Source organism: Herbaspirillum frisingense GSF30, assembly GCF_000300975.2.
GTDB lineage: Bacteria > Pseudomonadota > Gammaproteobacteria > Burkholderiales > Burkholderiaceae_D > Herbaspirillum > Herbaspirillum frisingense.
Genome location: NZ_AEEC02000019.1, coordinates 92,670 through 114,315 on the forward strand (window position 1 = coordinate 92,670; position 21,646 = coordinate 114,315).

At 63.3% G+C, this 21,646-nt stretch carries 19 protein-coding genes; 4 read left to right on the forward strand and 15 right to left on the reverse strand.

The annotated features are described in order from the left end of the window. Positions 1–119 precede the first annotated feature (119 nt). From aspS to lptM, 10 genes are all read right to left on the reverse strand, one after another. Positions 120–1,925 (reverse strand): aspartate--tRNA ligase, encoded by a 1,806-nt coding sequence (gene aspS / locus HFRIS_RS14450; RefSeq protein ID WP_039875839.1) that lies wholly within the window; start codon positions 1,923–1,925, stop codon positions 120–122. Positions 1,926–2,023: 98 nt separating this feature from the next. Then, the gene (locus HFRIS_RS14455) at positions 2,024–2,659 is read right to left on the reverse strand and encodes a DUF502 domain-containing protein (protein WP_006464134.1); all 636 of its coding nucleotides are present in this window, start codon (positions 2,657–2,659) and stop codon (positions 2,024–2,026) included. Positions 2,660–2,677: 18 nt separating this feature from the next. Then, positions 2,678–3,046 (reverse strand): FmdB family zinc ribbon protein, encoded by a 369-nt coding sequence (locus tag HFRIS_RS14460; RefSeq protein ID WP_006464135.1) that lies wholly within the window; start codon positions 3,044–3,046, stop codon positions 2,678–2,680. A 180-nt stretch (positions 3,047–3,226) separates the two neighbouring features. Continuing rightward, positions 3,227–4,621 (reverse strand): alpha,alpha-trehalose-phosphate synthase (UDP-forming), encoded by a 1,395-nt coding sequence (gene otsA, locus HFRIS_RS14465; protein ID WP_006464136.1) that lies wholly within the window; start codon positions 4,619–4,621, stop codon positions 3,227–3,229. Then, entirely contained in the window at positions 4,621–6,510 is a 1,890-nt protein-coding gene (locus tag HFRIS_RS14470; protein ID WP_006464137.1) for a glycoside hydrolase family 15 protein, read from the reverse strand. The genes otsA and HFRIS_RS14470 overlap by 1 nt, the downstream gene beginning before the upstream one ends. Before the next feature lie 75 nt (positions 6,511–6,585). Beyond that, positions 6,586–7,332: a trehalose-phosphatase gene (otsB, locus tag HFRIS_RS14475; RefSeq protein WP_006464138.1), complete on the reverse strand. Its 747-nt coding sequence runs from the start codon at positions 7,330–7,332 to the stop codon at positions 6,586–6,588. Positions 7,333–7,530: 198 nt separating this feature from the next. Further along, entirely contained in the window at positions 7,531–8,988 is a 1,458-nt protein-coding gene (locus tag HFRIS_RS14480; RefSeq protein ID WP_006464139.1) for a high affinity choline transporter 1, read from the reverse strand. A 273-nt stretch (positions 8,989–9,261) separates the two neighbouring features. Then, positions 9,262–10,176, reverse strand: a complete 915-nt coding sequence (locus tag HFRIS_RS14485; protein ID WP_006464140.1) for a hypothetical protein — start codon at positions 10,174–10,176, stop codon at positions 9,262–9,264. 319 nt (positions 10,177–10,495) lie between these two features. Further along, positions 10,496–11,797, reverse strand: a complete 1,302-nt coding sequence (gene lysA / locus HFRIS_RS14490; RefSeq protein WP_006464141.1) for a diaminopimelate decarboxylase — start codon at positions 11,795–11,797, stop codon at positions 10,496–10,498. 132 nt (positions 11,798–11,929) lie between these two features. Further along, positions 11,930–12,160 carry an LPS translocon maturation chaperone LptM gene (lptM, locus tag HFRIS_RS24845; protein WP_039875843.1) on the reverse strand — a complete coding sequence of 77 codons (231 nt, stop codon included), beginning with the start codon at positions 12,158–12,160 and terminating at the stop codon, positions 11,930–11,932. 49 nt (positions 12,161–12,209) lie between these two features. Here lptM and cyaY point away from each other — a divergent pair, with 49 nt between their 5' ends. From cyaY to HFRIS_RS14510, 3 genes are all read left to right on the forward strand, one after another. Beyond that, positions 12,210–12,542 carry an iron donor protein CyaY gene (gene cyaY, locus HFRIS_RS14500; protein ID WP_006464143.1) on the forward strand — a complete coding sequence of 111 codons (333 nt, stop codon included), beginning with the start codon at positions 12,210–12,212 and terminating at the stop codon, positions 12,540–12,542. A gap of 142 nt (positions 12,543–12,684) precedes the next feature. After that, complete coding sequence (gene gspG, locus HFRIS_RS14505) at positions 12,685–13,152, forward strand: type II secretion system major pseudopilin GspG (protein ID WP_006464144.1); 468 nt, start codon at positions 12,685–12,687, stop codon at positions 13,150–13,152. Positions 13,153–13,362: 210 nt separating this feature from the next. After that, on the forward strand, positions 13,363–15,513 hold the full coding sequence (locus HFRIS_RS14510; RefSeq protein ID WP_006464145.1) for a TonB-dependent receptor: 2,151 nt from the start codon (positions 13,363–13,365) through the stop codon (positions 15,511–15,513). Positions 15,514–15,534: 21 nt separating this feature from the next. Here HFRIS_RS14510 and HFRIS_RS14515 read toward each other — a convergent pair whose 3' ends face one another. Next, positions 15,535–17,070 carry a tetratricopeptide repeat protein gene (locus HFRIS_RS14515; RefSeq protein WP_006464146.1) on the reverse strand — a complete coding sequence of 512 codons (1,536 nt, stop codon included), beginning with the start codon at positions 17,068–17,070 and terminating at the stop codon, positions 15,535–15,537. 213 nt (positions 17,071–17,283) lie between these two features. Here HFRIS_RS14515 and HFRIS_RS25280 point away from each other — a divergent pair, with 213 nt between their 5' ends. Next, positions 17,284–17,601 carry a hypothetical protein gene (locus HFRIS_RS25280; protein ID WP_152486699.1) on the forward strand — a complete coding sequence of 106 codons (318 nt, stop codon included), beginning with the start codon at positions 17,284–17,286 and terminating at the stop codon, positions 17,599–17,601. Between the two features lie 101 nt (positions 17,602–17,702). On the opposite strand, the gene HFRIS_RS14520 is transcribed toward HFRIS_RS25280, so the two are convergent. From HFRIS_RS14520 to hslV, 4 genes are all read right to left on the reverse strand, one after another. Further along, positions 17,703–18,887, reverse strand: coding sequence for a porin (locus tag HFRIS_RS14520; protein WP_006464147.1), 1,185 nt, complete (start codon positions 18,885–18,887; stop codon positions 17,703–17,705). Positions 18,888–19,183: 296 nt separating this feature from the next. Beyond that, positions 19,184–19,384 carry a hypothetical protein gene (locus HFRIS_RS14525; RefSeq protein WP_039875846.1) on the reverse strand — a complete coding sequence of 67 codons (201 nt, stop codon included), beginning with the start codon at positions 19,382–19,384 and terminating at the stop codon, positions 19,184–19,186. Positions 19,385–19,413: 29 nt separating this feature from the next. Further along, on the reverse strand, positions 19,414–20,757 hold the full coding sequence (hslU, locus tag HFRIS_RS14530) for an ATP-dependent protease ATPase subunit HslU (RefSeq protein ID WP_006464148.1): 1,344 nt from the start codon (positions 20,755–20,757) through the stop codon (positions 19,414–19,416). Positions 20,758–20,846: 89 nt separating this feature from the next. Further along, positions 20,847–21,383, reverse strand: coding sequence for an ATP-dependent protease subunit HslV (hslV, locus tag HFRIS_RS14535; RefSeq protein WP_006464149.1), 537 nt, complete (start codon positions 21,381–21,383; stop codon positions 20,847–20,849). Positions 21,384–21,646 lie beyond the last annotated feature (263 nt).

Genomic DNA, 21,646 nt, shown 5'->3' on the forward strand with positions numbered 1-21,646 from the left:
ACCGGAATCCCGCCTGATGTTACGCAAGAATAAAATTTATATTATTTATAAAAATAAAAAAGCGCGTGCATTCCTGCACGCGCTTTTCGATGGGTTTATCGAGAAAATCGATAAATCGATCAGGCCTTCACAGCCGGCTCCGTATTGCGCAGGCGGATGTGCAGCTCGCGCAGTTGCTTCTCGTCCACCGCCGAAGGGGCGTGGGTCAGCAGGCACTGGGCGCGCTGGGTCTTGGGGAAGGCGATCACGTCGCGGATCGACTCGGCGCCAGCCATCATGGTGACCAGGCGGTCCAGGCCGAAGGCGATGCCGCCGTGCGGGGGCGCGCCGTATTGCAGCGCGTCCAGCAGGAAGCCGAACTTCAGGCGGGCTTCTTCGTCATCGATCTTCAGGGCGCGGAACACCTTGCTCTGCACGTCGGCGCGGTGGATACGCACCGAACCGCCGCCCAGTTCCCAACCGTTCAGGACCAGGTCATAGGCCTTGGCGATGGCCGCTGCAGGATTGGTCGAGATGAAGTCTTCGTGGCCATCCTTGGGCGAGGTGAACGGGTGGTGCAGGGCGACCCAGCGCTGGCCGTCTTCGTCGTATTCGAACATGGGGAAGTCGACCACCCACAGCGGGCGCCAGGCGTCGTCGAACAGGCCGTTCTTCTTGCCGAAATCGCTGTGGCCGATCTTCACGCGCAGCGCGCCGATGGCATCGTTGACCACCTTGGCCTTGTCGGCGCCGAAGAAGATCAGGTCGCCGTCCTGGGCGCCGGTCTTTTCGATGATGGCGTTCAGGGCCGTATCATGGATGTTCTTGACAATGGGCGACTGCAGGCCGTCACGGCCCTTGGCCTTTTCGTTGACCTTGATGTAGGCCAGACCCTTGGCGCCGTAGATGGCGACGAACTGGGTGTAGGCGTCGATTTCCGAACGCGGCATTTCGGCACCGCCCGGCACGCGCAGGCCGACCACGCGGCCGCCTTCGCTGTTGGCGGCACCCGAGAAGACCTTGAAGTCGACGTCCTTCATGACGTCGGTCAGCTCGGTGAATTCCAGCTTGACGCGCATGTCCGGCTTGTCCGAACCATACATGCCCATGGCGGTGGCGAAGTCCATCACCGGGAACGGGTCAGGCAGGTCGATGTCCAGGGCGTTCTTGAAGACCAGGCGGATCATGCCTTCGAACAGGTCACGGATTTCCTGTTCGTTCAGGAAGGAGGTTTCGCAGTCGATCTGGGTGAATTCGGGCTGACGGTCGGCGCGCAGGTCTTCGTCGCGGAAGCACTTGGTGATCTGGTAGTAGCGGTCGAAGTTGGCGACCATCAGCAGCTGCTTGAACAGCTGCGGCGACTGCGGCAGGGCGAAGAATTCACCGGCGTTCACGCGCGAGGGCACCAGGTAGTCGCGGGCGCCTTCCGGGGTGGACTTGGTCAGCATCGGGGTTTCGATGTCGATGAAGCCCTGGCCATCCAGGAACTTGCGCACTTCCATGGCGACCTTGTAGCGCAGGCGCAGGTTGTTCTGCATCTGCGGACGGCGCAAGTCCAGCACGCGGTGGGTCAGGCGGGTGGTCTCGGACAGGCTGTCGTCATCCAGCTGGAACGGGGGCGTCACCGACGGGTTCAGCACTTCCAGCTCGTGGCACAGCACTTCGATCTTGCCCGACTTCAGGTTGGCGTTGGTGGTGCCTTCAGGACGGTTGCGTACCAGGCCGGTGATGCGCAGGCAGAACTCGTTGCGCACCGATTCGGCGTTCTTGAAGACATCGGCGCGGTCCGGGTCGCACACCACCTGGACCAGGCCTTCGCGGTCGCGCAGGTCGATGAAGATCACGCCGCCGTGATCGCGGCGACGGTGCACCCAGCCGCAGAGGCTAACGGTTTGGCCGAGCAGTGCCTCGGTAGTGAGGCCACAGTATTGGGTTCGCATGGACATGGTTGTGATTCCGTTGACAGTGTTCTTGTTGGATTCGTGAGAGAAGACGCTAAGGGCGAAGGCGGGGCTGGCCGGGCCGCGTGGCACCGGCCGCCCCGTCAATTCTTCGGCGCCGCGGCGTCGGTGATGATCTTCTTGTCGGCCGCCATCTCGGGGGCGACCACGCCCATCGAGACGACATACTTCAGGGCTGCATCGACCGACATGTCGAGTTCGATGGCATCGGCACGCGGCAGCATCAGGAAGAAACCGGAGGTCGGGTTGGGCGTGGTGGGAACGTAGACGCTGATGAAGTCACCGGCCAGGTGGTTCTTCACCTCGCCACCCGGGGCGCCGGTCAGGAAGGCGATGGTCCACGAACCCTGGCGCGGATACTGGATCAGCACGGCCTTGCGGAAGGCATTGCCGGAGGGCGAAAAGAGCGTATCGGAGACCTGCTTGACGCTGGAATAGATCGACTTCACCACCGGAATGCGGGTCAGGAAACCTTCCCACACCAGCACCAGGCGACGCCCGATGAAGTTGCGCGCGGCCAGGCCGGTCAGGAACACGATCAGCAAGGTCAGGATCGCCCCCAGGCCGGGGATGTTGTGGCCCAGCCAGTGCTGCGGGCGCCAGGCCTCGGGCAGCAGCAGCAGTGACTGGTCCATGGTGCTGATGATCAGGTTCAGTACCCATAGCGTGATGGCCAGGGGAACCAGGATCAGCAGACCCGTGATGAAGTATTTGCGCATGGGGGAAGGAAGGCCTCGTTAGCTTGCGCTGGGGGTAGATGGCGCAGCAGGCGCCGGCGCTGCCGCTGGTGCTGGCGTGGCGGCCGCCGGGGCCGATGTGGCCGCGGGTGCTGAAGCAGCCGCGTCACCTGCTGCGGCCGGAGCCTCGCTGGCGCCGGCAATGCCGGTGCCGGTGGCGCCCTTGCTGTTGGCGCTACCACTGCCGTTGCCGCGGAAATCGGTGACATACCAGCCGGAACCCTTCAACTGGAAGCCGGCTGCAGTGAGCTGCTTCCTGAAGCTGTCCTGGTGGCAGGAGGGGCAAACGGTCAACGCATCGTCGGAGATCTTCTGCAAGACATCCTTGGCAAAACCACACGCTTCGCAGCGATACGCGTAAATGGGCATGACTAACTCCGCAAAAAACTTCCAAAACCCTGAATTATAAAGGCTTTTGGCGGAGTTTTAGTGAACCGGCCAGCGGCGGCGATGCTGGCGCGCGACGGCATGCCCCGCCGCGCCGGCAAAGTGTTTGCTTTTGGGAAAGTTTCGGGGCCTGCCCTCCCCCTACCCTGCCCCGGTGGGCAGTCAGCCTTCGACGGGAGCGGCGCGGCTGCTGCGCAGGGTGTCGAGGAATTCGCGGCACCACCAGTGAACGTCGAACTGGCGGATGTTTTCCATCAAGGCAGCATGGCGCTCGCGCCGCTCGGACTGCGACATCTGCAAGGCCTGCTGGATCACCTGGGCCGCCCCGTGGGTGTCGTAGGGGTTGATGATGAGCGCCTGCTTCATCTGCTCGGCCGCGCCGGCAAAGCGCGACAACACCAGCACGCCGGGGTCGTCCTCGTCCTGGGCGGCGACGAATTCCTTGGCCACCAGGTTCATGCCATCGCGCAAGGGCGTGACCAACGCGACCGCGCAGGCGCGGTACAGGCCCGGCAGGCGGCGGCGGGCCACGGTGCGGTGGATGTAGCGGATCGGCATCCAGTCAAAGTCGCCGAAATCGCCGTTGATGGAGCCGCACAGGCTTTCCAGCTCGCGCTGGATGTCGCCATAGGCTTCCACGTCTTCGCGGCTGGGCGAGGCGATCTGCAGCAGGGTGGCGCTGTGACGGTTTTCCGGATACAGGCGCAGCAGTTCGCGGAAGGCCCGGATGCGCTGCGGCAGGCCCTTGGAATAATCCAGCCGGTCCACCCCGATCAGCAGGCGGCGGCGCGAATATTCGGCCTTGGTACTTTCATAGGTGTCGCGCGCTTCCTTGGCCTGGCCCAGGCGCTGGAATTCGGCCACGTCGATGCCGATCGGGAAGGCATTGGCATGCACCGTGCGGTTGAAGGCGCGGAACTGGTTGGGGCCGACCGGCTCGGCCGTGGCTTCGGCCTGCACATACTGCGCGAAGTGCTGCAGGTCGGCGTGATTCTGGAAGCCCACCAGATCGTAGGCGAACAGCGCCCGCATCAGCCATTCGTGGGAGGGAATGGCGGTCAGGATGGGCGGCGGCGGCAGCGGGATGTGCAGGAAGAAGCCGATGCGCGCCTCGCAGCCCATGGCGCGCAACTCGGCGGCCAGCGGGATGAGGTGGTAGTCGTGGATCCAGACGATGTCATCGCGCTTCAACAGCGGGAACAGCTTGCGCGCAAACAGCTGGTTCACGCGCCGATAGCCGCCCAGATGGCCGGCCTCGAAGTGCGCCAGGTCGAGCCGGTAGTGGAACACCGGCCACAGCACGCCGTTGGCATAGCCACGGTAGTAGGCGTCGTGGTCTTCCTGCGACAGGTCCAGCTCGGCCAGGGTCACGCTACCGGCCTGGTTCACGCGCAGCTCGCCCTCGCCGGGCGTGCCGTTCTCGACCACCTTGCCGCTCCAGCCGAACCACAGGCCGCCGGTCTTCTTCAGGGTTTCGCCCAGCGCCACCGCCAGGCCGCCAGCGGCGGGCTTGCGGGGATCGGCCAGGCGATTGGATACAACAACGAGTCGCGACATCAGATCACCGCCTCCCATGACGCCGACAGGCGCATTGCACAGTTGATGATGCCCACCATCGAATAGGTCTGCGGGAAATTGCCCCACATCTGGCGCGTGACCGGATGGGTGTCCTCGGACAGCAGGCCCAGGTGGTTGCGGGCATCCAGCATGGCCTGGAAGATTTCACGGGCCTGCTCCTTGCGGCCGATGCGGGCCAGCGCATCAATACGCCAGAAGGTGCAGATATTGAAGGCGGTCTCGGGCCGGCCGAAGTCGTCCGGCGCTTCGTAGCGGCGCATGTAGGGGCCATCGCAGAGCGACTTTTCCAGGGCTTCGACGGTGGAAATGAAGCGCTTGTCGGTCGGCGCAATCAGGCCCACCTCCACCATCAGCAACACGCTGGCATCGAGATCACGGCCACCGAAGCTTTCGGCATAGGCCTGGCGCTGCTCGTTCCAGGCTTCGGTGAGGATACGGTCGCCGATTTCCTTGGCCCGGTCGCCCCAATAGCGGGCCCGCTCGGGCAGGTCGACCCGCGCGGCGATCTTGGCCAGGCGATCACACGCGGCCCAGCTCATCAATGCTGATGATGTATGGATGCGCGAGCGGGTACGCAGCTCCCACATGCCGGCATCAGGCTGGCTGTAAACCTCGTAGGCGCGTTCGCCGACGGCTTCCAGATGCTGGAAATGCTCGGCCCCGGCGCGATGATGCAGACGCATGTCGTGGAAGGCCTGGGCCGCGCCCAGCACGATATTGCCGTAGACATCATGCTGGAAGTGTTCGTAGGCCTGGTTGCCCACGCGAACCGGCTGGTGGTGCTGGTAGCCCGGCAGATGGTCCAGGATCTGCTCGGGCAGCGCTTCTTCCAGCCCGATGCCATACAGCGGCTGCACATGGCCGCCGCCGGAGCGCACCACCACGTTGGTCAGCCAGCGCAGGTAGTCTTCCATGGTCCCCAGTTCGGACAGGCTGTTCAGGGCGCGCACCACGAAGAAGGCGTCGCGCAGCCAGCAATAGCGATAGTCCCAGTTGCGCTGGCTGCCCGGCGCCTCGGGCACGCTGGTGGTCATGGCGGCGATGATGGCGCCGGTGTCCTCAAAGACCGAGAGCTTCAGGGTGATGGCCGCACGGATCACCGCATCCTGCCACTCCAGCGGCGTGGCCAGGGCGCGGCTCCAGTTGCGCCAGTAGGCGGTGGTTTCCTGTTCGAAATCGCGCGCGGTGTCGTTGATGCCGCCGTGCAGGGTTTCGTCCGGGCCCAGGATGAAGTTATAGGGGCGGCTGACCACGAAGGCGGTCTCGTCGACGATGTAGCTGATCGGCGCATCGGTGTTCAGGCGCAGGGTCTGCTCGGGACCGACATAGCGGATGTGGTTGCTGCCGCGGGTCTGCGCGGGGATATCACGGCCCCAGTCGAAGCGCGGACGCAACACCACCCGCATGCGCGGCGCGCCGGAGAGCGGATGGATGCGGCGCACCAGCTGCAGCGGGCGGAAGAAGCGGCCACGGCTCTGGAAGCGCGGCGCCAGGTCGGTGATTTCGATGCCCTGCCCCAGCGTATCGTAGAGCCGGGTGCGCAGCACGGCGGTATTGGGTTCGTACCACTGCTCGCTGTGGGAGAAATTCTCCAGCTGGAAGGCCCACAGCGCGCCATTGTCGGTGGGGTCCAGCAGGGCATTGAAGACCGGGTCGCCATCGAAACGCGGCAGGCAGCACCAGACGATGCGGCCCATCTTGTCCACCAGCGCCGAGAAGGCACAGTTGCCGATCACCCCCAGGTCCAGCGAGGAGGTGGAGGGCATGTCGTGCGCCTGGGCGGCCAGGTGCGGCTGTTCGGAATGCTGGGTCTGCGAGTGCGGTTGCGGCTGCGCTTCCTGTTGTGGGTCGGGGCTGGGCTGGCTCATGGTTCCTCGTGCTCTGTTCTGTGGGTCAGATTTCTTGATGGAAGGCGATGATGGGCGCGTGCTGCGCCCGGGCGGTCATCCGCTGAGGCTGCGTGCGGGGATGGCCTCTCGCAGCAAGGCCAGCACCGCGGCCGGATCGGCCAGCCGCTGCTGCGCCTGACTGGGGCCGGTACCGACCTTGATGCCCAGGCCGCCATAGGTCTCGGCCTGGGCGATGGCGAAGCCGGCTTCATCGGTCACGTCGTCACCGATGAAGACCGGGCGACGCCCGCGGAAAGGCGCTTCATGCAGGAACGCCGCCACCGCGTCACCCTTGTTGATGTGGGGCTTGGCCTCCACCACCATCTTGCCGTGCAGCATGGAAAAGCCGGGTTCGTGGCGCAGGGCGTCCATCATGGTTTCCACGCAGCGCTGCTCCAGGTGGGCGGCGTGCCGGTAGTGCAGCGCCAGCGCGCCGCGCTTGAGTTCCAGCTGCAGACCGGGATTGCCCTGCACCAGCGGCAGCAGGCGCTCGCGCAGGTGATGCGCGTCCGGCACCGGCTGCTGGAGGATGCGGCCATCGGCGGTACGCCGTTCGGCGCCATGCACGCCCGCGGCCGGCAGGCGCAACGGCGCCAGGAAGAAGTCGAGTTGGTCCAGGGGGCGGCCGCTGACGATGGCCAGCGCGCCGTCCGATTCTTGTTGTAGTCGCTGCAACAGCGTGATCAGTTCCGGCGGCACCACGATCTCTTCGGGTTGTGGCGCCAGTTCGACCAGGGTGCCGTCGAAATCCAGAAACAACGCATCGGCAGCAAAATCGTAGGGGCGAGTTTGCTCAGTCATGTCATTTCAGGTTGATGGAAAGCAAATAAGTTCCGATAACCTCTCGAATTATTACTATTTTGACATCGAATTAATTCGAAAAGCCCGGCCGTAGACTCACTTTGACAGCACGGTTTGCATCAGTTCTTGCCGGCCGCGCAAAAAGAAAAACGGTCGCGCGGCAGAGCCGGGCGACCGTTTCAGGCTGGCAAGAAGAACTCAGGACTGGACCGTTCCCTCGGCCGGTACCACGGCGATGGGGGCCACCGGTGCCAGCACCTGGGGCATGAGCGATCCGACCACCATGCCGCCGATGGAGAACAGCAGGCCGGCCAGTTGCGGCGGCCAGAGGCCTTCCGGAGCGGTGTATTCCAGCGTGATCCAGGACACCAGGCCCAGCACCATGGCCATCAATGCACCCTGGCGGGTGGCGCGCTGCCAGTAGACGCCGAAGGCCAGGGGCACGAAGGCCGCCACCAAGGTGACCTTGTAGGCGTTCTCGACCATTTCATAGATGCTGGACTGGCTGTTCAGCGCCAGCGCGGTAACACCGATGGTGAAGACCAGCACCACGGCGCGCATGGTGAAGAGGAATTCACGGTCGTTCTTCCAGGGACGAATTTCCTTGAGCACGTTTTCGGTGAAGGTCACCGAGGGGGCCAGGAGGGTCGCGCTGGCGCAGCTCTTGATGGCCGACAACAGGGCGCCGAAGAACATCACCTGGGCGAAGACCGGCATCTTTTCCATGATCAGGGTCGGCAGGACCAGCTGGGAATCGGTCTCCAGCAGGCGCGAGACCATGGCGGGGTCGATCAGCGTGGCCGAGTAGGCCAGGAAGATGGGGATGAAGACGAAGAAGAAATAGATCACGCCGCCCAGGATGGAGGCATTGCGGGCCACGTTTTCGTTCTTGGACGACATCACCCGCTGGAACACGTCCTGCTGCGGGATCGAGCCCAGCATCATGGTGATCCAGGCGGCGAAGAACCACAGCACGTCCTTGAGCTCGGCGGCCGGCCAGAAATTGAACTTGCCGGCCTCGGCCGCATGCCCGATCACCACGCCGGGACCGCCGACCATGCCCGAGACTTCGTAGCCGATGTAGAGCATGCCGACCACCACGATGATCATCTGCAGGAAGTCGGTGATGGCCACGGCCCACATGCCGCCCATGAGGGTATAGATCAGCACGCTGCCGGCACCGATGATCATGCCCCAGTGCATGGGGATGTAGCCGCCCGAGACGACGTTGAAGACCAGGCCCAGGGCCTTGATCTGCGCGGCCACCCAGCCCAGGTAGGAAATGACGATACAGATCGTCACCAGCATCTCGGCAGCGCGGCCGAAGCGCTTCTTGTAGTAGTCGCCGATGGTCAGAAGATTCATCCGGTACAGGCGCTTGGCGAAGAAGACGCCGACCAGGATCAGGCACAGCGAAGAGCCGAAGGGATCGGCCACGATGCCGCCCAGGCCCTCCTTGAGGAAGGTGGAAGACACCCCCAGCACCGCTTCCGAACCGAACCAGGTCGCAAACACGGTCGCGGTCACCACCGACATCGGCAGCGAGCGGCCGGCGACGGCATAGTCCTTCGAACTCTTGACGTATCGGGTGGCATACAGACCGATGGCCACCGAGATGACCCAGTAGAGGACGACGAACCAGAGCAGTGCATTCATGCCTTTTTCCTTGCAGGGAAGGGAAGAAAAACGCGCATTATAGCGGCAAGTCAACGGCAAAAACCGTTCGCAAAACCGCTTGCGGCAAGACTTTTCATCTGTCGTGGGGGGACCACAGGCGGGCTTGCCGTCATGCGCCGACGGCCTTCAGGCAAGCAAGAATTGCTCCCGGCTGGGCGCGCCCCGTGAGGGCGGTACCGGCCGGGCCGTATCTGACAATCCAGACAATCCGGAAAGGGGGATGGGAGAAAGAGGTGCTGCAGCGGCGCCGGCTCAGGCGCCTTCGTTATTGCGCTCGTAGGAGGGGCAGCCATTCTTGCCCCACTTGCCGTCGCATAGCTTCCACAGGCAGCTTTCGCGGGCGAACAGCGACAGCGCGCTGCATTGCTTGACCTGCTCTGCCAGGGATGGCGCAGCCGGAGTCGCCACCGCTGGCGGTGGGGTGACCGCCGCCTGGGCACGCTCGGCCTGGGCGCGGGCATTGGCCAGTTGTGCCTCGGCTTCGCGCCGGCGTTGTTCGCGCAGGGCCAGGGCGGCATCCTCGCGGCGATGACGGGCCTCGGCGGCGGCGCGCTTCTGTGCCAGCAGACGCGCCTTTTCATCGGCTTCCTGCTGCAACTGGGCGATGGCGTCAGGTCCGGGTGCCTCCAGGCTGGCCGCTGCGCTGCTTTCTTCGACAGCCGGCTGGGCTGCGGCAGCAGGTGCTACCGGCGCGGGCCGGGAAAAGCTCGGCAATTGCGTCAGCATCGGCTTGAGCGAGCGTTGCGGCCATTGCGCACCCAGCCACAGGGCCAGGCCGATGATGGCTAGCGTCAACAGCGAGACCAGCAGGGCGCCACGGGTGGAGGCTGCCACCTGCGGTTCGCTGCGCGGGCCGCTGGGCGCCGGGCGGCGGCTCGCCTCGGGCTGCTCCTGTGCCACGCGTTCGGTGCGCATCGTGGCTTCCTCGCCGGCGGCGGTCACCACGGCGGCCGTGACGGCAGCTGCAGCCACGGCGGCGGCGGTGATATGCGAGGCGCGGACTTCGAGCTCCTCGACGCTGGGCGCGCTTGATGCTGGGCTTGATGCTGCGGATGATGATGCGGTGGATGTGGAGGCGCCAGGATGCGCAGGCGCCAGGTCGCCTTCGGCGCCCTCGCCGTGCACCCGCTTGTCGCGATCTCCCTCTGTGCGTTCCAGGACTTGCATGGAATTCCCCTGTGTTGCGCTACCGACCACCGTCCCGGTGGCATGGTCTTCTCCCTGTCGTCCTGTGGCCTGTTGGCTTGCCTGGTCTCCGGTGGCGCGTTGCTGCTCGCGCGCCAGGCTTGTCGAGATGCGTTATTTGTTCTTTGGACGGACGGCTATTTTGCGCCCAAATTTCTGAAAGGCAAAACAAAAATGCGGCTCTGCAAAAAATATCTGAGGCCCAGCACCGGCGCGTATTGCCGGCCGATCAATAAACGCTGTTGAAAAGGAAACGGCAGCCGCGTTTCCGGGGCTGCCGCTTATTGGAACGACAACAAACTCAGTCGACGATCTTTTCCAGCGCAAACAGATCGGCCGGCTGCTCGCGCTGGCGGACCAGATGCACCTGCGTGCCATCGACCAGCACCTCGGCGGCGCGGCCGCGGGTGTTGTAGTTGGAGGCCATGGTCATGCCGTAGGCGCCGGCCGACATCAGGGCCAGCAGGTCGCCTTCGCCAATGGCCAGCTCACGCGAGCGTGCCAGCCAGTCACCGGATTCGCAGACCGGACCGACCACATCATAGATGCGTGCCTGGCCGGCATTTTCCTTGACGGTCTTCACGCCGTGCCAGGCTTCATACATGGCCGGGCGCATCAGATCATTCATGGCGGCGTCGACCACGGCGAAATTCTTGCCTTCGCCATGCTTGAGGTATTGCACCTCGGTCAGCAGCAGGCCGGCATTGCCGACTACCGAACGGCCGGGTTCGAACATGACCTGGATCGGACGGCCGTCGTACTTGCTGGCGCGCCAGGCGTCGACCCGGGCGAACACGCGGGCCAGGTAGTCGCCGATGGCCACCGGTTGCTCGTCGTCGTAGCGGATGCCGATGCCACCGCCGATGTCGAGGTGATGGATGTGAATGCCCTCGGCTTCCAGCGTGTCGACCATGTCGATGACCTTGTCCAGCGCTTCCAGCAGCGGCGAGTCGTCCAGCAATTGCGAACCGATGTGGCAATCGATGCCGACCACCTCGATATTGGGCAGGGCGGCGGCGGCACGGTAGCAGTTCAGCGCATCTTCATAGGCCACGCCAAACTTGTTTTCCTTCAGGCCGGTGGAGATGTAGGGGTGGGTCTTGGCATCCACATTCGGGTTCACCCGCAACGAGATGCGGGCGCGCTTGCCCAGGGCGCCGGCCACTTCGTTCAGGCGCGCCACCTCGGGGATGGATTCGACGTTGAAGCAGAGGATGTCATGTTCCAGGGCCAGCTTCATCTCGTCGCGGCCCTTGCCGACGCCCGAGAAGATCACCTTGCGGGCATCGCCGCCGGCAGCCACCACGCGCAGCAGCTCACCGCCGGAGACGATGTCGAAGCCCGAACCCAGACGGCCCAGGAGGTTCAGCACCGCCAGGTTGGAGTTGGACTTGACCGAATAGCACACCAGCGCCCCACCCCTTGCATCATTGGCACCTTCGGCACGACCGGCCTTGCGGCAGGCGTCGGCATAGGCCGTGAAGTTCTCGACCAGGGCAGCCTTGGAATAGACGTAGAGCGGCGTACCGAACTGCTCGGCCAGCGCCTGCAGCGAAACCTGTTCGGCGTGCAGAGCGCCATTGCGGTAGGAAAAGTGGGACATGGATATCCGGGAAATCTGAAATCTGAACTGTTGGGGAATCCGGCGCCGACCGCGCTGGACGGGTTCGGCACCGCTTTGCGGCTATTTTGCGATATTGCCTGCGCGGCCCTCGGGGTCACGCAGCGGGAAGGCCTATTTGGCGGGGGCGTCAGTTGCCGCCGGGGTCACGTCGCCACCCTGCTGCGCGCCAGCCTTGGTGTCCGGCTGCGGGGCCGCCGGTTTGGGCTGGGTATGCGCAAACGGGTCGGGCGGCACCTTGGGCATGTACAGCGGACCTTTCTGGCCGCAGCCGGCCAGCATCAGGACGGCGGCACAAAGGGCCAGGGAAGCTGCACGACGGACGGGAGAATAGTGTGACTTCACGATAAAATGTCGGATTACATCGAAATCTTAGAATGCCTTGGAGTGTAGCATGACCGAATCGGAATTCCTGGACCTGGCTGATGCCACCCTCAACGCCATCGAAACGGCGCTGGAAGACGCCTGCGACGCCAGCGAGCTGGACGTGGAATGCAGCCGCAGCGGCAATGTGCTGGAGATCGAGTGCATCGGCAATGGCTCCAAGATCATCATCAACAGCCAGGCCCCGATGCAGGAAATGTGGCTGGCAGCCCGTTCCGGCGGCTTCCACTACAAATTCGACGGCCAGCACTGGCTCAACAGCCGTGATGGCAGCGAGTTTTATGCCACGTTGTCAGAAGTGGTCAGCAGTCAGGCCGGCGTGCCGGTGACCCTGCAGCCCTGATGACCGGCCAGTGCCGGGCCGCCGCCGTCGGTATCGGCAGTGGGCGGCACCTCGCTCGTCTGTGCGCAAGCCGGTGTTGCGCAGCGTTGAGTTCCTATCGTCTCCTTGTCCCCTTGCTCCCTTGACCAAGCCAGCCGCTTCCATGCGCCGTTCTTCCCTGCCCTCGCGGCAACATCCTGCTTTCCTGTTCCTGCAGCGCGGCCTGGCGCGCCTGCGCTGGATCCTGGTATTGACCGTGCTGGCGGTGGCCGCCGCCCTGGCACTGCCGCCGCTGGTGGCACGCTTCAACCATGACCACAGCCCGCAAGCCATGGCCGCCGAAAAGGATATGCAGGCCATCGCCAGCGGCCTGGACCGCTATCGCCAGGACAATGGCCGCTACCCCACCACCCAGCAGGGCATGCTGGCGCTGGTGATCAAGCCCACGCGGGCACCGGTGCCGGCCAACTGGGCCATCGGCGGCTACGTCGACCGCCTGCCACGCGACCCCTGGGGCAATTCCTACCAGTACGAGGCCGACGACGATGGCACCAGCTATTCCTTGTATTCCTTCGGCCAGGCCGGCCCGGATGGCGGTGCCGACGGCGAACAGGCGATCCACCTGCACTGAAGCCGAGCGCCCTCGCGCTTGGCCCTCTCCCCCGATTCCTTGACTTACACGATGTAACCCTGCCCTCGCGGGCGGGCGCACTGGCCTTGTCATTCCCATTTGATGGGAGCGCATGGCAAGTATGCAGCTTTCTATTTACATCTTCTTACAATCGTCATTTAATACGAATAATAATTATTCCTATTAATTGACCTTATTGTGAAGAATAAAATGAATTTCCGCCTGCATCCCTTGCACCTGGCCGTCCTGGCCACCTGCTCCCTTTCCTCCCTGTCCTCCCTGGCCTGGGCGCAGGAATCCGCTTCCTCCCTGCCCGCCATCGAAGTCAGCGGTGCCCGCACCAATGACGGCTATGTGGCGCCGACCGCGGTCAGCGGCACCAAGAGCGAAGCTCCGCTGCGCGACGTGCCGCAGACCATCAACGTGGTGCCGGCCCAGGTGATCCGCGACCAGAATGCGGCCTCGCTGCAGGATGTCCTGAAGAACGTGCCCGGGCTGGGCCTGTCCACCGGCGACGGCCAGCGCGACCAGGTGTTCATCCGCGGCTTTACCGCCATCGGGGACCAGTTCGTGGATGGCTTCCGCGATGACGCGCTGTATTTCCGCGACCTGTCCAATGTGGAAAATGTGGAAGTGATCAAGGGTCCGGCCGCCGTGCTGTATGGCCGCGGCTCCTCGGGTGGCCTGATCAACCGCGTGACCAAGAAGCCGGGCGTGGATATCAGCGACGTCGGCATCACCGCCAACAGCACCGCCGGTCGGCGCGCCGAGCTGGACCTGGGACGCGCTGCCGGCGACGGCGCGCTGTCCTGGCGCCTGACCGGCGCCGTGGAACGTGGCGACAGCTATCGCGCCCAGCAATTCATCGACCGCAAGGCCATCGCGCCCTCCCTGGCCCTGCGCTTCTCGGCCGATACCAAATTGCTGCTGCAGGCCGACTACCTGGAAGACCGGCGCGTCATGGACTTCGGCATCCCGTCCTATCGTGGACGTCCGGTGGCGGTGGACCCCGGCACCTACTTCGGTGCGCGCAATGCCCGCGACGCCGACTTCGTGCAGTCACGCGTGGCGTCCACCACGGCGACCTTCACGCACCGTTTCAACGACGAGTTTTCCTTCCGCAACGGCCTGCGCTATTACGATTACCACCTCAACCGCAACAACACCAACATCAACGGCAACGTCAACGAAACCAACGGCACCATGGCCCTGAACCATGCCAAGCTGGTGCGTGATGAAAACGGCTGGTTCAACCAGAGCGAGCTGACGCAGAAGCTGACGCTGGGCCAGACCCGTCATGAAATCCTCTATGGGGTGGAGGTGGGCAGCCAGAGCAAGGACGCCGCTACCTACGGCGGCGTGGCCGTGGCAGGTGGCACCTCGGGCGTGGCGCCGGTCTCGATCTTCAATCCGGTGCTGCCGCTGGTCAATCCTGACCGGGTGGCCGCGCCATCGCTGACCTACGGCACCTATGACACCTTTGCCGCCTATCTGCAGGACAGCATCACCCTCAATGCGCAGTGGAAGGCACTAGTCGGTCTGCGCCACGACAGCTTCCGCCAGCAGGCCAGGCTGGTGTCGGCCGCCGGCGTGCCCAGCAACCTGTCGCGCACCGATACCGCCTACAGTCCGCGTGCCGGCCTGGTGTGGCAACCCAGCGAGACGCAATCCTATTACCTCTCGTGGAGCCGCTCCTTCCAGCCCTCGGGTGAGAACTTCGCGCTGGCCACCAACAACGCCGACCTGGCACCGGAAAACACGCGCAATACGGAAGTCGGCGCCAAATATGATTTCTGGGAAGGTCGCGCCAGCGCCACCGTGTCGGTGTTCCGCCTGGAGCGCGACAACATCAAGTCGACCCTGCCCAACAATACGATCGTGCCGGTCGGCAAGCAGCGCACCGATGGCGCCGAATTCACCTTCAGTGCCGACCTCAAGCAGGGCTGGAAGCTGCTGGCCGGATACGCCTACCTGGATGCGGTGATCACCGAGTCATCCTCCTTCGACACCAGCGTCACGGCGGCCGGCAGTGTACCCTTCAAGGGCAAGAATGCCACCCTGACGCCGCGTCACAGCGCCAACCTGTGGCTGACCAAGGAACTGGGCGAGGGCTTCATCGTCGGCGGTGGCGCCAATGCCGTGGGGGCGCGCTTTGCCAACCCGGGCAATACCGTCACCCTGCCCGGCTACGTGACCGCCGATGCGATGGCGGCCTACCGCACGGCCCGCTATGAGCTGCAACTGAACGTCGGCAATATCTTCAACACCGGCTACATCATCTCCGGCCACGGCAGCAGCCCCAACCTGAGCCTGCCGGGCGCCCCGCGCAACGTAGCGCTGAGCCTGCGCTACCACATGTAGGCATAGCGCCGGCACATCGCCTCAGGCGGCTTCGGGAAAGGCAGTACGCAGGCGGTACTGGCGCTGACGATAATTGCCTTCCGGGCCGCTGAAGCCGCAGTCGACGTCGCCGAACAGGCGACTGACGCGGTTGATCGCAGCGCGCTGCGCCTCGCTTTGCACCGCGATCAGGCGCCGCTTGCTGCGGGCATGATGGGCACAGATGTCGACCACCAGACAGTGGCCGTAATCGGCCTGCTTGATGTCGATGAGCAGCGCTTCCGGCTTGGTCAGGCCGAAGATGGCCGCCAGTTCGATGCGGGCACTCAGGAAGGGGTTGCTGTTGCGCAGCCGCTCGCTCAACTGCGCACGCGCCTGCACCGCCCAGTCCTGCGCATCTTCCTGCGCCTGGAACGGCAGCAGCGCCTCGGCCGATTCCGCATCGCCGCGGGCGGCAGCCTGTTGCCACCAGTACAGGGCCTTGATGTCATGCATGGGGTCGTCGCGGCGATTGCGCCAGAAGATGTGCGCCAGCTCCGCCTGCGCCTCGGTCAGGCCGGCCTCGGCCGCCTTTTCCAGATATTGCTGCGCCACCTGCAGATTGCGCTGCGAATAGATGGAACGCGAATAGATGCGTGCCAGCGCATGCCAGGCGGGCGCACTGCCGCCTTCTCCCGCCAGCACCAGCCAGTGCAGGGCTTTCTTGAAGTTGGCCAGGCCCTGTTCCATGAACACGCGCTGTCCCTGGCGGTCGATCTTGGCGCACAGCAGGCCCAGTTCCAGCCGCGCCTCGTTCTCGCCGGCCACGGCGGCCAGTTCGAACAGGCGCATCAATTCCTGCAGATCGGGTTGCGCCGCACGCGCCCGCCATTGGCCGTAGCGCAGCAGCAGCGTGGCCTCCTCGGGGCTCAACTGCACCAGGCCGGTGGCATCGGATTCCTTCTCCAGCTGGCCGACGGCAGCGCTATTGCGCTCCGTCAGTCGCTGCACCAGTGGCCGTGCGCCACGTGCAAAGGCCTCGCCCTCCCCCTGTTGCCAGGCCTTGTCGAGCAGGGCGTACTGGGCCTGCTCGATACCGGCGCGGGCGGCTTCCTGCATCAGCCTTTCTTCGACTGCCGAGGAGGCCGCACCCGGCACCACCGGTTGGCCGTGACGCTGCATCTGCTGCGCCAGCAGCCACTGGGCCTGGTGATCATCGCGACTGGCCAGCAGGGAGAGCGCGGCAATGGCGCGCGCATGGGCATTGCTGTCGAACTGATCGGTATGCTCCAGCACCAGCCGGGCAAAGATCAGGCCGGCTTGCGGTACGCCGGCCTCGAAGGCCTTTTCGTACCAGACCGCGGCCTCCTGGGGCGAGGACAGGTCCTTGACCTGCTCATAGGTGATGTTGCGGCCGATGATCATCCAGGCATCGTCCACGCCTTGCTGCGCGGCGCGGCGCAGCCAATAGAACGCAGTGCCCTTGCTGCGCGGCAGACCGCTGCCGCCATTGAGATAACGTCGACCCAGAGCCAGTTGTGCGCGCGATTCTCCGGCACGGGCCGCCTTGATGACTGCCAGCTCTTCTCTTGTGGCCATGTTGCTTCCTTTCTGTTGCGCTTGCTGTTGCGCTTGCGACTGCAAACAAAATCCGGGGAAAAGAAATCCCCTCCGGCGCAGAAAGCTGCGTCGGTTCCGTATGCATCAAAAACTTAGAAATTGATGCCGCTATCAGAGCGTGAAGGGTGATGCTGCAAGTGACCCGTCGTCAGACATGAGGTCGGGAGGTGATTCCTGCAAGCATCAAAATGTATGGCGAATATTAGAGCAGTGCGGCGCGGAAAAGTGCGCAAACAGGAAGGCTTATTACGCTTTCTTTACAGTCATCAAGATCGGCCACCAGTCAGGGTTTCGTCAGGATTTAGCGATGTAAAGGCGAGTATTTTGCGACACAACAAACGGGGTTTCCGGGCCGCCTGCAGCCCTCCTGAGGAAAGCGAAACCGAGTCGAATGCGAAGCAAACATCAGGTTTTTACGACCTGATTTTTATTGTTGCAAAATGTAAGAAACAGAAACAGAAAACTAACAAAAGCGAAATCGTCGAAAAGCATGAAAAAAGCGCCGCATGAAACTCATGCGGCGCCTTTATTACTGCTATTACTGCGATTACTGCTAGTCCGATTGTGGATCGGGCAGGCGTCGTCAAAGTCGACGACGCTGCTCATTCACATTAGAACTTGTGGCGGATACCCACGGCGACGGCGCCTTGGTTGCCATCGTTACCGGTGCTGTCGGAGACGCCCGGATTGACCAGATCGCTAGCCTTGGTGTAAGCCAGGAAGGCGTACAGGTCGGTACGCTTGGACAGCCAGTAGTCGGTACCCAGGCTGACCTGGGTCAGCTTGGCCTTGGTGCCCACGCCGTCGAAGGTAGCACGGGTGTGGTCCACGGCCGCCAGCAGCTTCAGCGATGGGGTCAAGGAATAAGCGGTACCGATTTCGTAGATGTCAGCCTTGTTGGAACGGGCCAGCGTACGGTTGGTCACGGTGGTCAGCGAACCCACGCCGATGGCGGTGAGGTTGGCCTGGGTGTTCAGGTCTTGCTTCACGCGCGAGTAGTTACCGTACACGCGTGCCGGACCGAACTGGTACGACGCTGCCACGTTCAGGACCTTCTGAGCGGAGCTGCCAGCGGTGCCCGGCAGAGTGTTGATGCTGGGGGTGGTCGAGGTCGTCGGGATCAGCGAAACGTCAGACGGGGTCGAACCAGCCTTGGACTGGTAGTAGTTGATGCCCAGACCCAGAGGACCGTTGTCGTACTTGCCGCCAACGCCGAAGGATTGACCGGCGGAGGTCTGGCCAGCGGTTTCGCCGAAGCCGTACATCAGGTTACCGGTGAAGCCGCTCAGGTTGGTCGTGGTGTAGCTGATCGAGTTGTTGGTACGGGTGCCTTGCAGGCGATCCAGACCGGAACCGGAGTTGTTGACCCAGCCACCGAAGTCTTGCACGGCGGTGTAAGCCGAGATGGTGTCAGCGAAGTCGGTTTGACGACCCAGCAGGACGGTACCGAAGTTACCAGCCAGACCGACCACCGACTTGCGGCGGAACAGGTTGGAACCGGTGGTGGCGTCGGAACCTTGCAGGCCGCCGGTGTCGTTGCTGAAGCCAGCTTCCAGGTTGAAGACTGCGGACAGGCCGCCACCCAGATCTTCAGCACCCTTGAAGCCGATGCGCGAACCTTGGATGATGCCCGAGTTCAGACCGAACTTGGAGCCGGTGCCGCCGTTGGCGGTAGCAACCTTGCTTTGGTAGACAACACCGGTATCGACGATACCGTAGATCGTGACGGAGCTTTGCGCTTGTGCTGCGCCTGCGAACGCGCCCAGAACGGCGAGTGCCAGCAGAGATTTTTTCATGTGACGTCCTTCTCTAAAAATAGTCTTGAGGATCCGCACTTGCAGTCGGATGGACAGACATTAATGCTTCTCGTCGCGCATGACTGCACCTTGGTCGATACAAGTCATTTTTTAGACGGGAGCGAAAGATTGAAATGGCAATTGTTGTATTTTTTTATCGCCTCATCTGGCATTGCGCAGCTGCTTCTCATCTGCAAGCGCACCGCGCCAATGAAAAAAGCGCCAGCATTTCTACCGGCGCTCTCATCAAAATCTAACATTTTGATACATCTTCCCTGCAGCCCTGCAGTGGCTGGTCAATCCTTGTCATTACCGCCCAGTTTGCTCTGCAGTTCGGCCTTCAACTGCTGCCGTTGGGCCGATGCATTCTTGCGATGCGGACCCGCACCACCGGCACGCTGCTGGGCTGCCAAGGCAACCGGATTGCGCGGGCGGGACTGCGACGGTTCGACCCGAAAACTTAGTTTCTGCCGTGTTCCCAATGTCTTGTTGGCCATCGCAAGCTCCCGCGCGTTTTATCCAATTTCTACAGGACGTAGCGCGACATGTCTTCGTCCACCGCGAGCTCACCGAGGCGTTCGTTGACATAGTCACCGTCGATCATGAGCCCGTCCACACCGGCCTCGCCGGCCGTGAAGGAAATTTCTTCCAGCAGTTTTTCCATCACCGTATAGAGCCGTCGGGCACCGATGTTTTCTGTCTTTTCATTGACCGTGTGCGAAATCTCGGCCAGGCGCTTGATGCCGCTGTCGGCAAATTCGATCTTCACGCCTTCGGTGGCCAGCAGGGCTTCGTATTGCTTGGTGAGGCAGGCATCGGTGCCGGTCAGGATGCGTTCGAAATCGGCGATCGACAGCGAATCCAGCTCCACCCGGATCGGGAAGCGACCCTGCAGTTCCGGGATCAGGTCCGACGGCTTGGACAGATGGAAGGCACCGGAGGCGATGAAGAGGATGTGATCCGTCTTGACCATGCCGTACTTGGTATTGACGGTCGTACCTTCCACCAGCGGCAGCAGGTCTCGCTGCACCCCGGCACGCGAGACATCGGCGTTGCCGTTCTGCGAGCGGGTGGCGATCTTGTCGATCTCGTCGAGGAAGACGATACCGTTCTGCTCGACGTTGGTGATGGCCTTCAGCTTGAGCTCTTCATCGTTGACCAGCTTGGCGGCTTCCTCGTCGATCAGCAGCTTCATGGCTTCCTTGATCTTGATCTTGCGCGCCTTCTTGCGCTGGTTGCCCATGCCCGAGAACATTGACTTGATCTGCTCGGTCATTTCTTCCATGCCCGGCGGCGCCATGATTTCCATGGTGGGCGCAGCATCGTTCAATTCCAGTTCGATCTCGCGATCATCCAGCGCGCCTTCGCGCAGACGCTTGCGGAAAGTCTGGCGGGTGGTGTTCTTGTCGTCCTTCTCGCCACTGCTGCCATTCTCGGAGGTGAATCCGAAATCGCGTGCCGGCGGCAGCAGCACGTCCAGGATGCGGTCTTCAGCGGCGTCCTCGGCACGGGTGCGTACCTTGCGGGTTTCGACTTCGCGGGTCTGCTTGATGCCGATGTCGACCAGGTCGCGAATGATGGTATCGACATCACGGCCGACGTAACCGACCTCGGTAAATTTGGTCGCCTCGATCTTGATGAAGGGCGCATCGGCCAGCTTGGCCAGGCGGCGCGCGATCTCGGTCTTGCCCACGCCGGTGGGGCCGATCATGAGGATGTTCTTGGGCGTGATCTCGTGGCGCAGCGGCTCCTCGATCTGCTGGCGACGCCAGCGGTTGCGCAGCGCGATGGCCACCGCGCGCTTGGCGCGGGCCTGGCCGACGACGTGCTTGTCGAGTTCGGAGACGATTTCCTTGGGGGTCATGTTCATGGTGGTGATCTTTTCGCTGTGACGGTTCATCAGGAGAGCGGGCGCGGTGTGATACCGGGGCCGGGGCTTAATCCAGCCTTAATCCAGCCTTAATCCAGCGTCTCGATGATGTGGTTCAGGTTGGTGTAGATGCACAGCTCGCCGGCGATGGTGAGCGATTTCTTGACGATCTCGGCCGGGGTCAGCTCGGTGTTCTCATACAGGGCCTTGGCAGCCGATTGCGCGTAGCTGCCGCCGGAACCGATGGCGCCGATGCCATCGTTGGGTTCCAGCACATCGCCATTGCCGGTGATGACCAGGGTGGTGTCGCGGTCGGCACACAGCAGCATCGCTTCCAGGCGGCGCAGCATGCGGTCGGTACGCCAGTCCTTGGCCAGCTCGACCGAGGCGCGCATGAGGTTGCCCTGGTGTTTTTCCAGCTTGGCTTCGAACAGGTCCAGCAGGGTGAAGGCGTCAGCCGTGCCGCCGGCGAAACCGACCAGGACCTTGCCGTGATAGAGCTTGCGCACCTTGCGCGCACTGCCCTTCATGACGATGTTGCCAAGCGTCACCTGGCCGTCGCCGCCCAGCGCGACCTGGTTGCCGCGACGGACGGAAAGGATGGTGGTGCCGTGAAATTGTTCCATGCTTGCCTCTGTTCAATATATGCGTAGGTGCTGCGGGGCCGGCCTGGCCGCCCCACGTCCTGTCGAGATGGGGCTGGCCGTGCCGATTGCAAGACATTCCGGCCGCGCACCGCCCGCAGGGGGAGCAATATTGTACGCCGGCAAGAAAAACGGGCGCCGGGACACAAGGTCCGGGCGCCCGTCTCAGCGGATGGGATGACTCCGCTACGCTGCGGGTAGGCTTACACCGAGATCGTCATCAGGCTGGCATTGCCGCCGGCGGC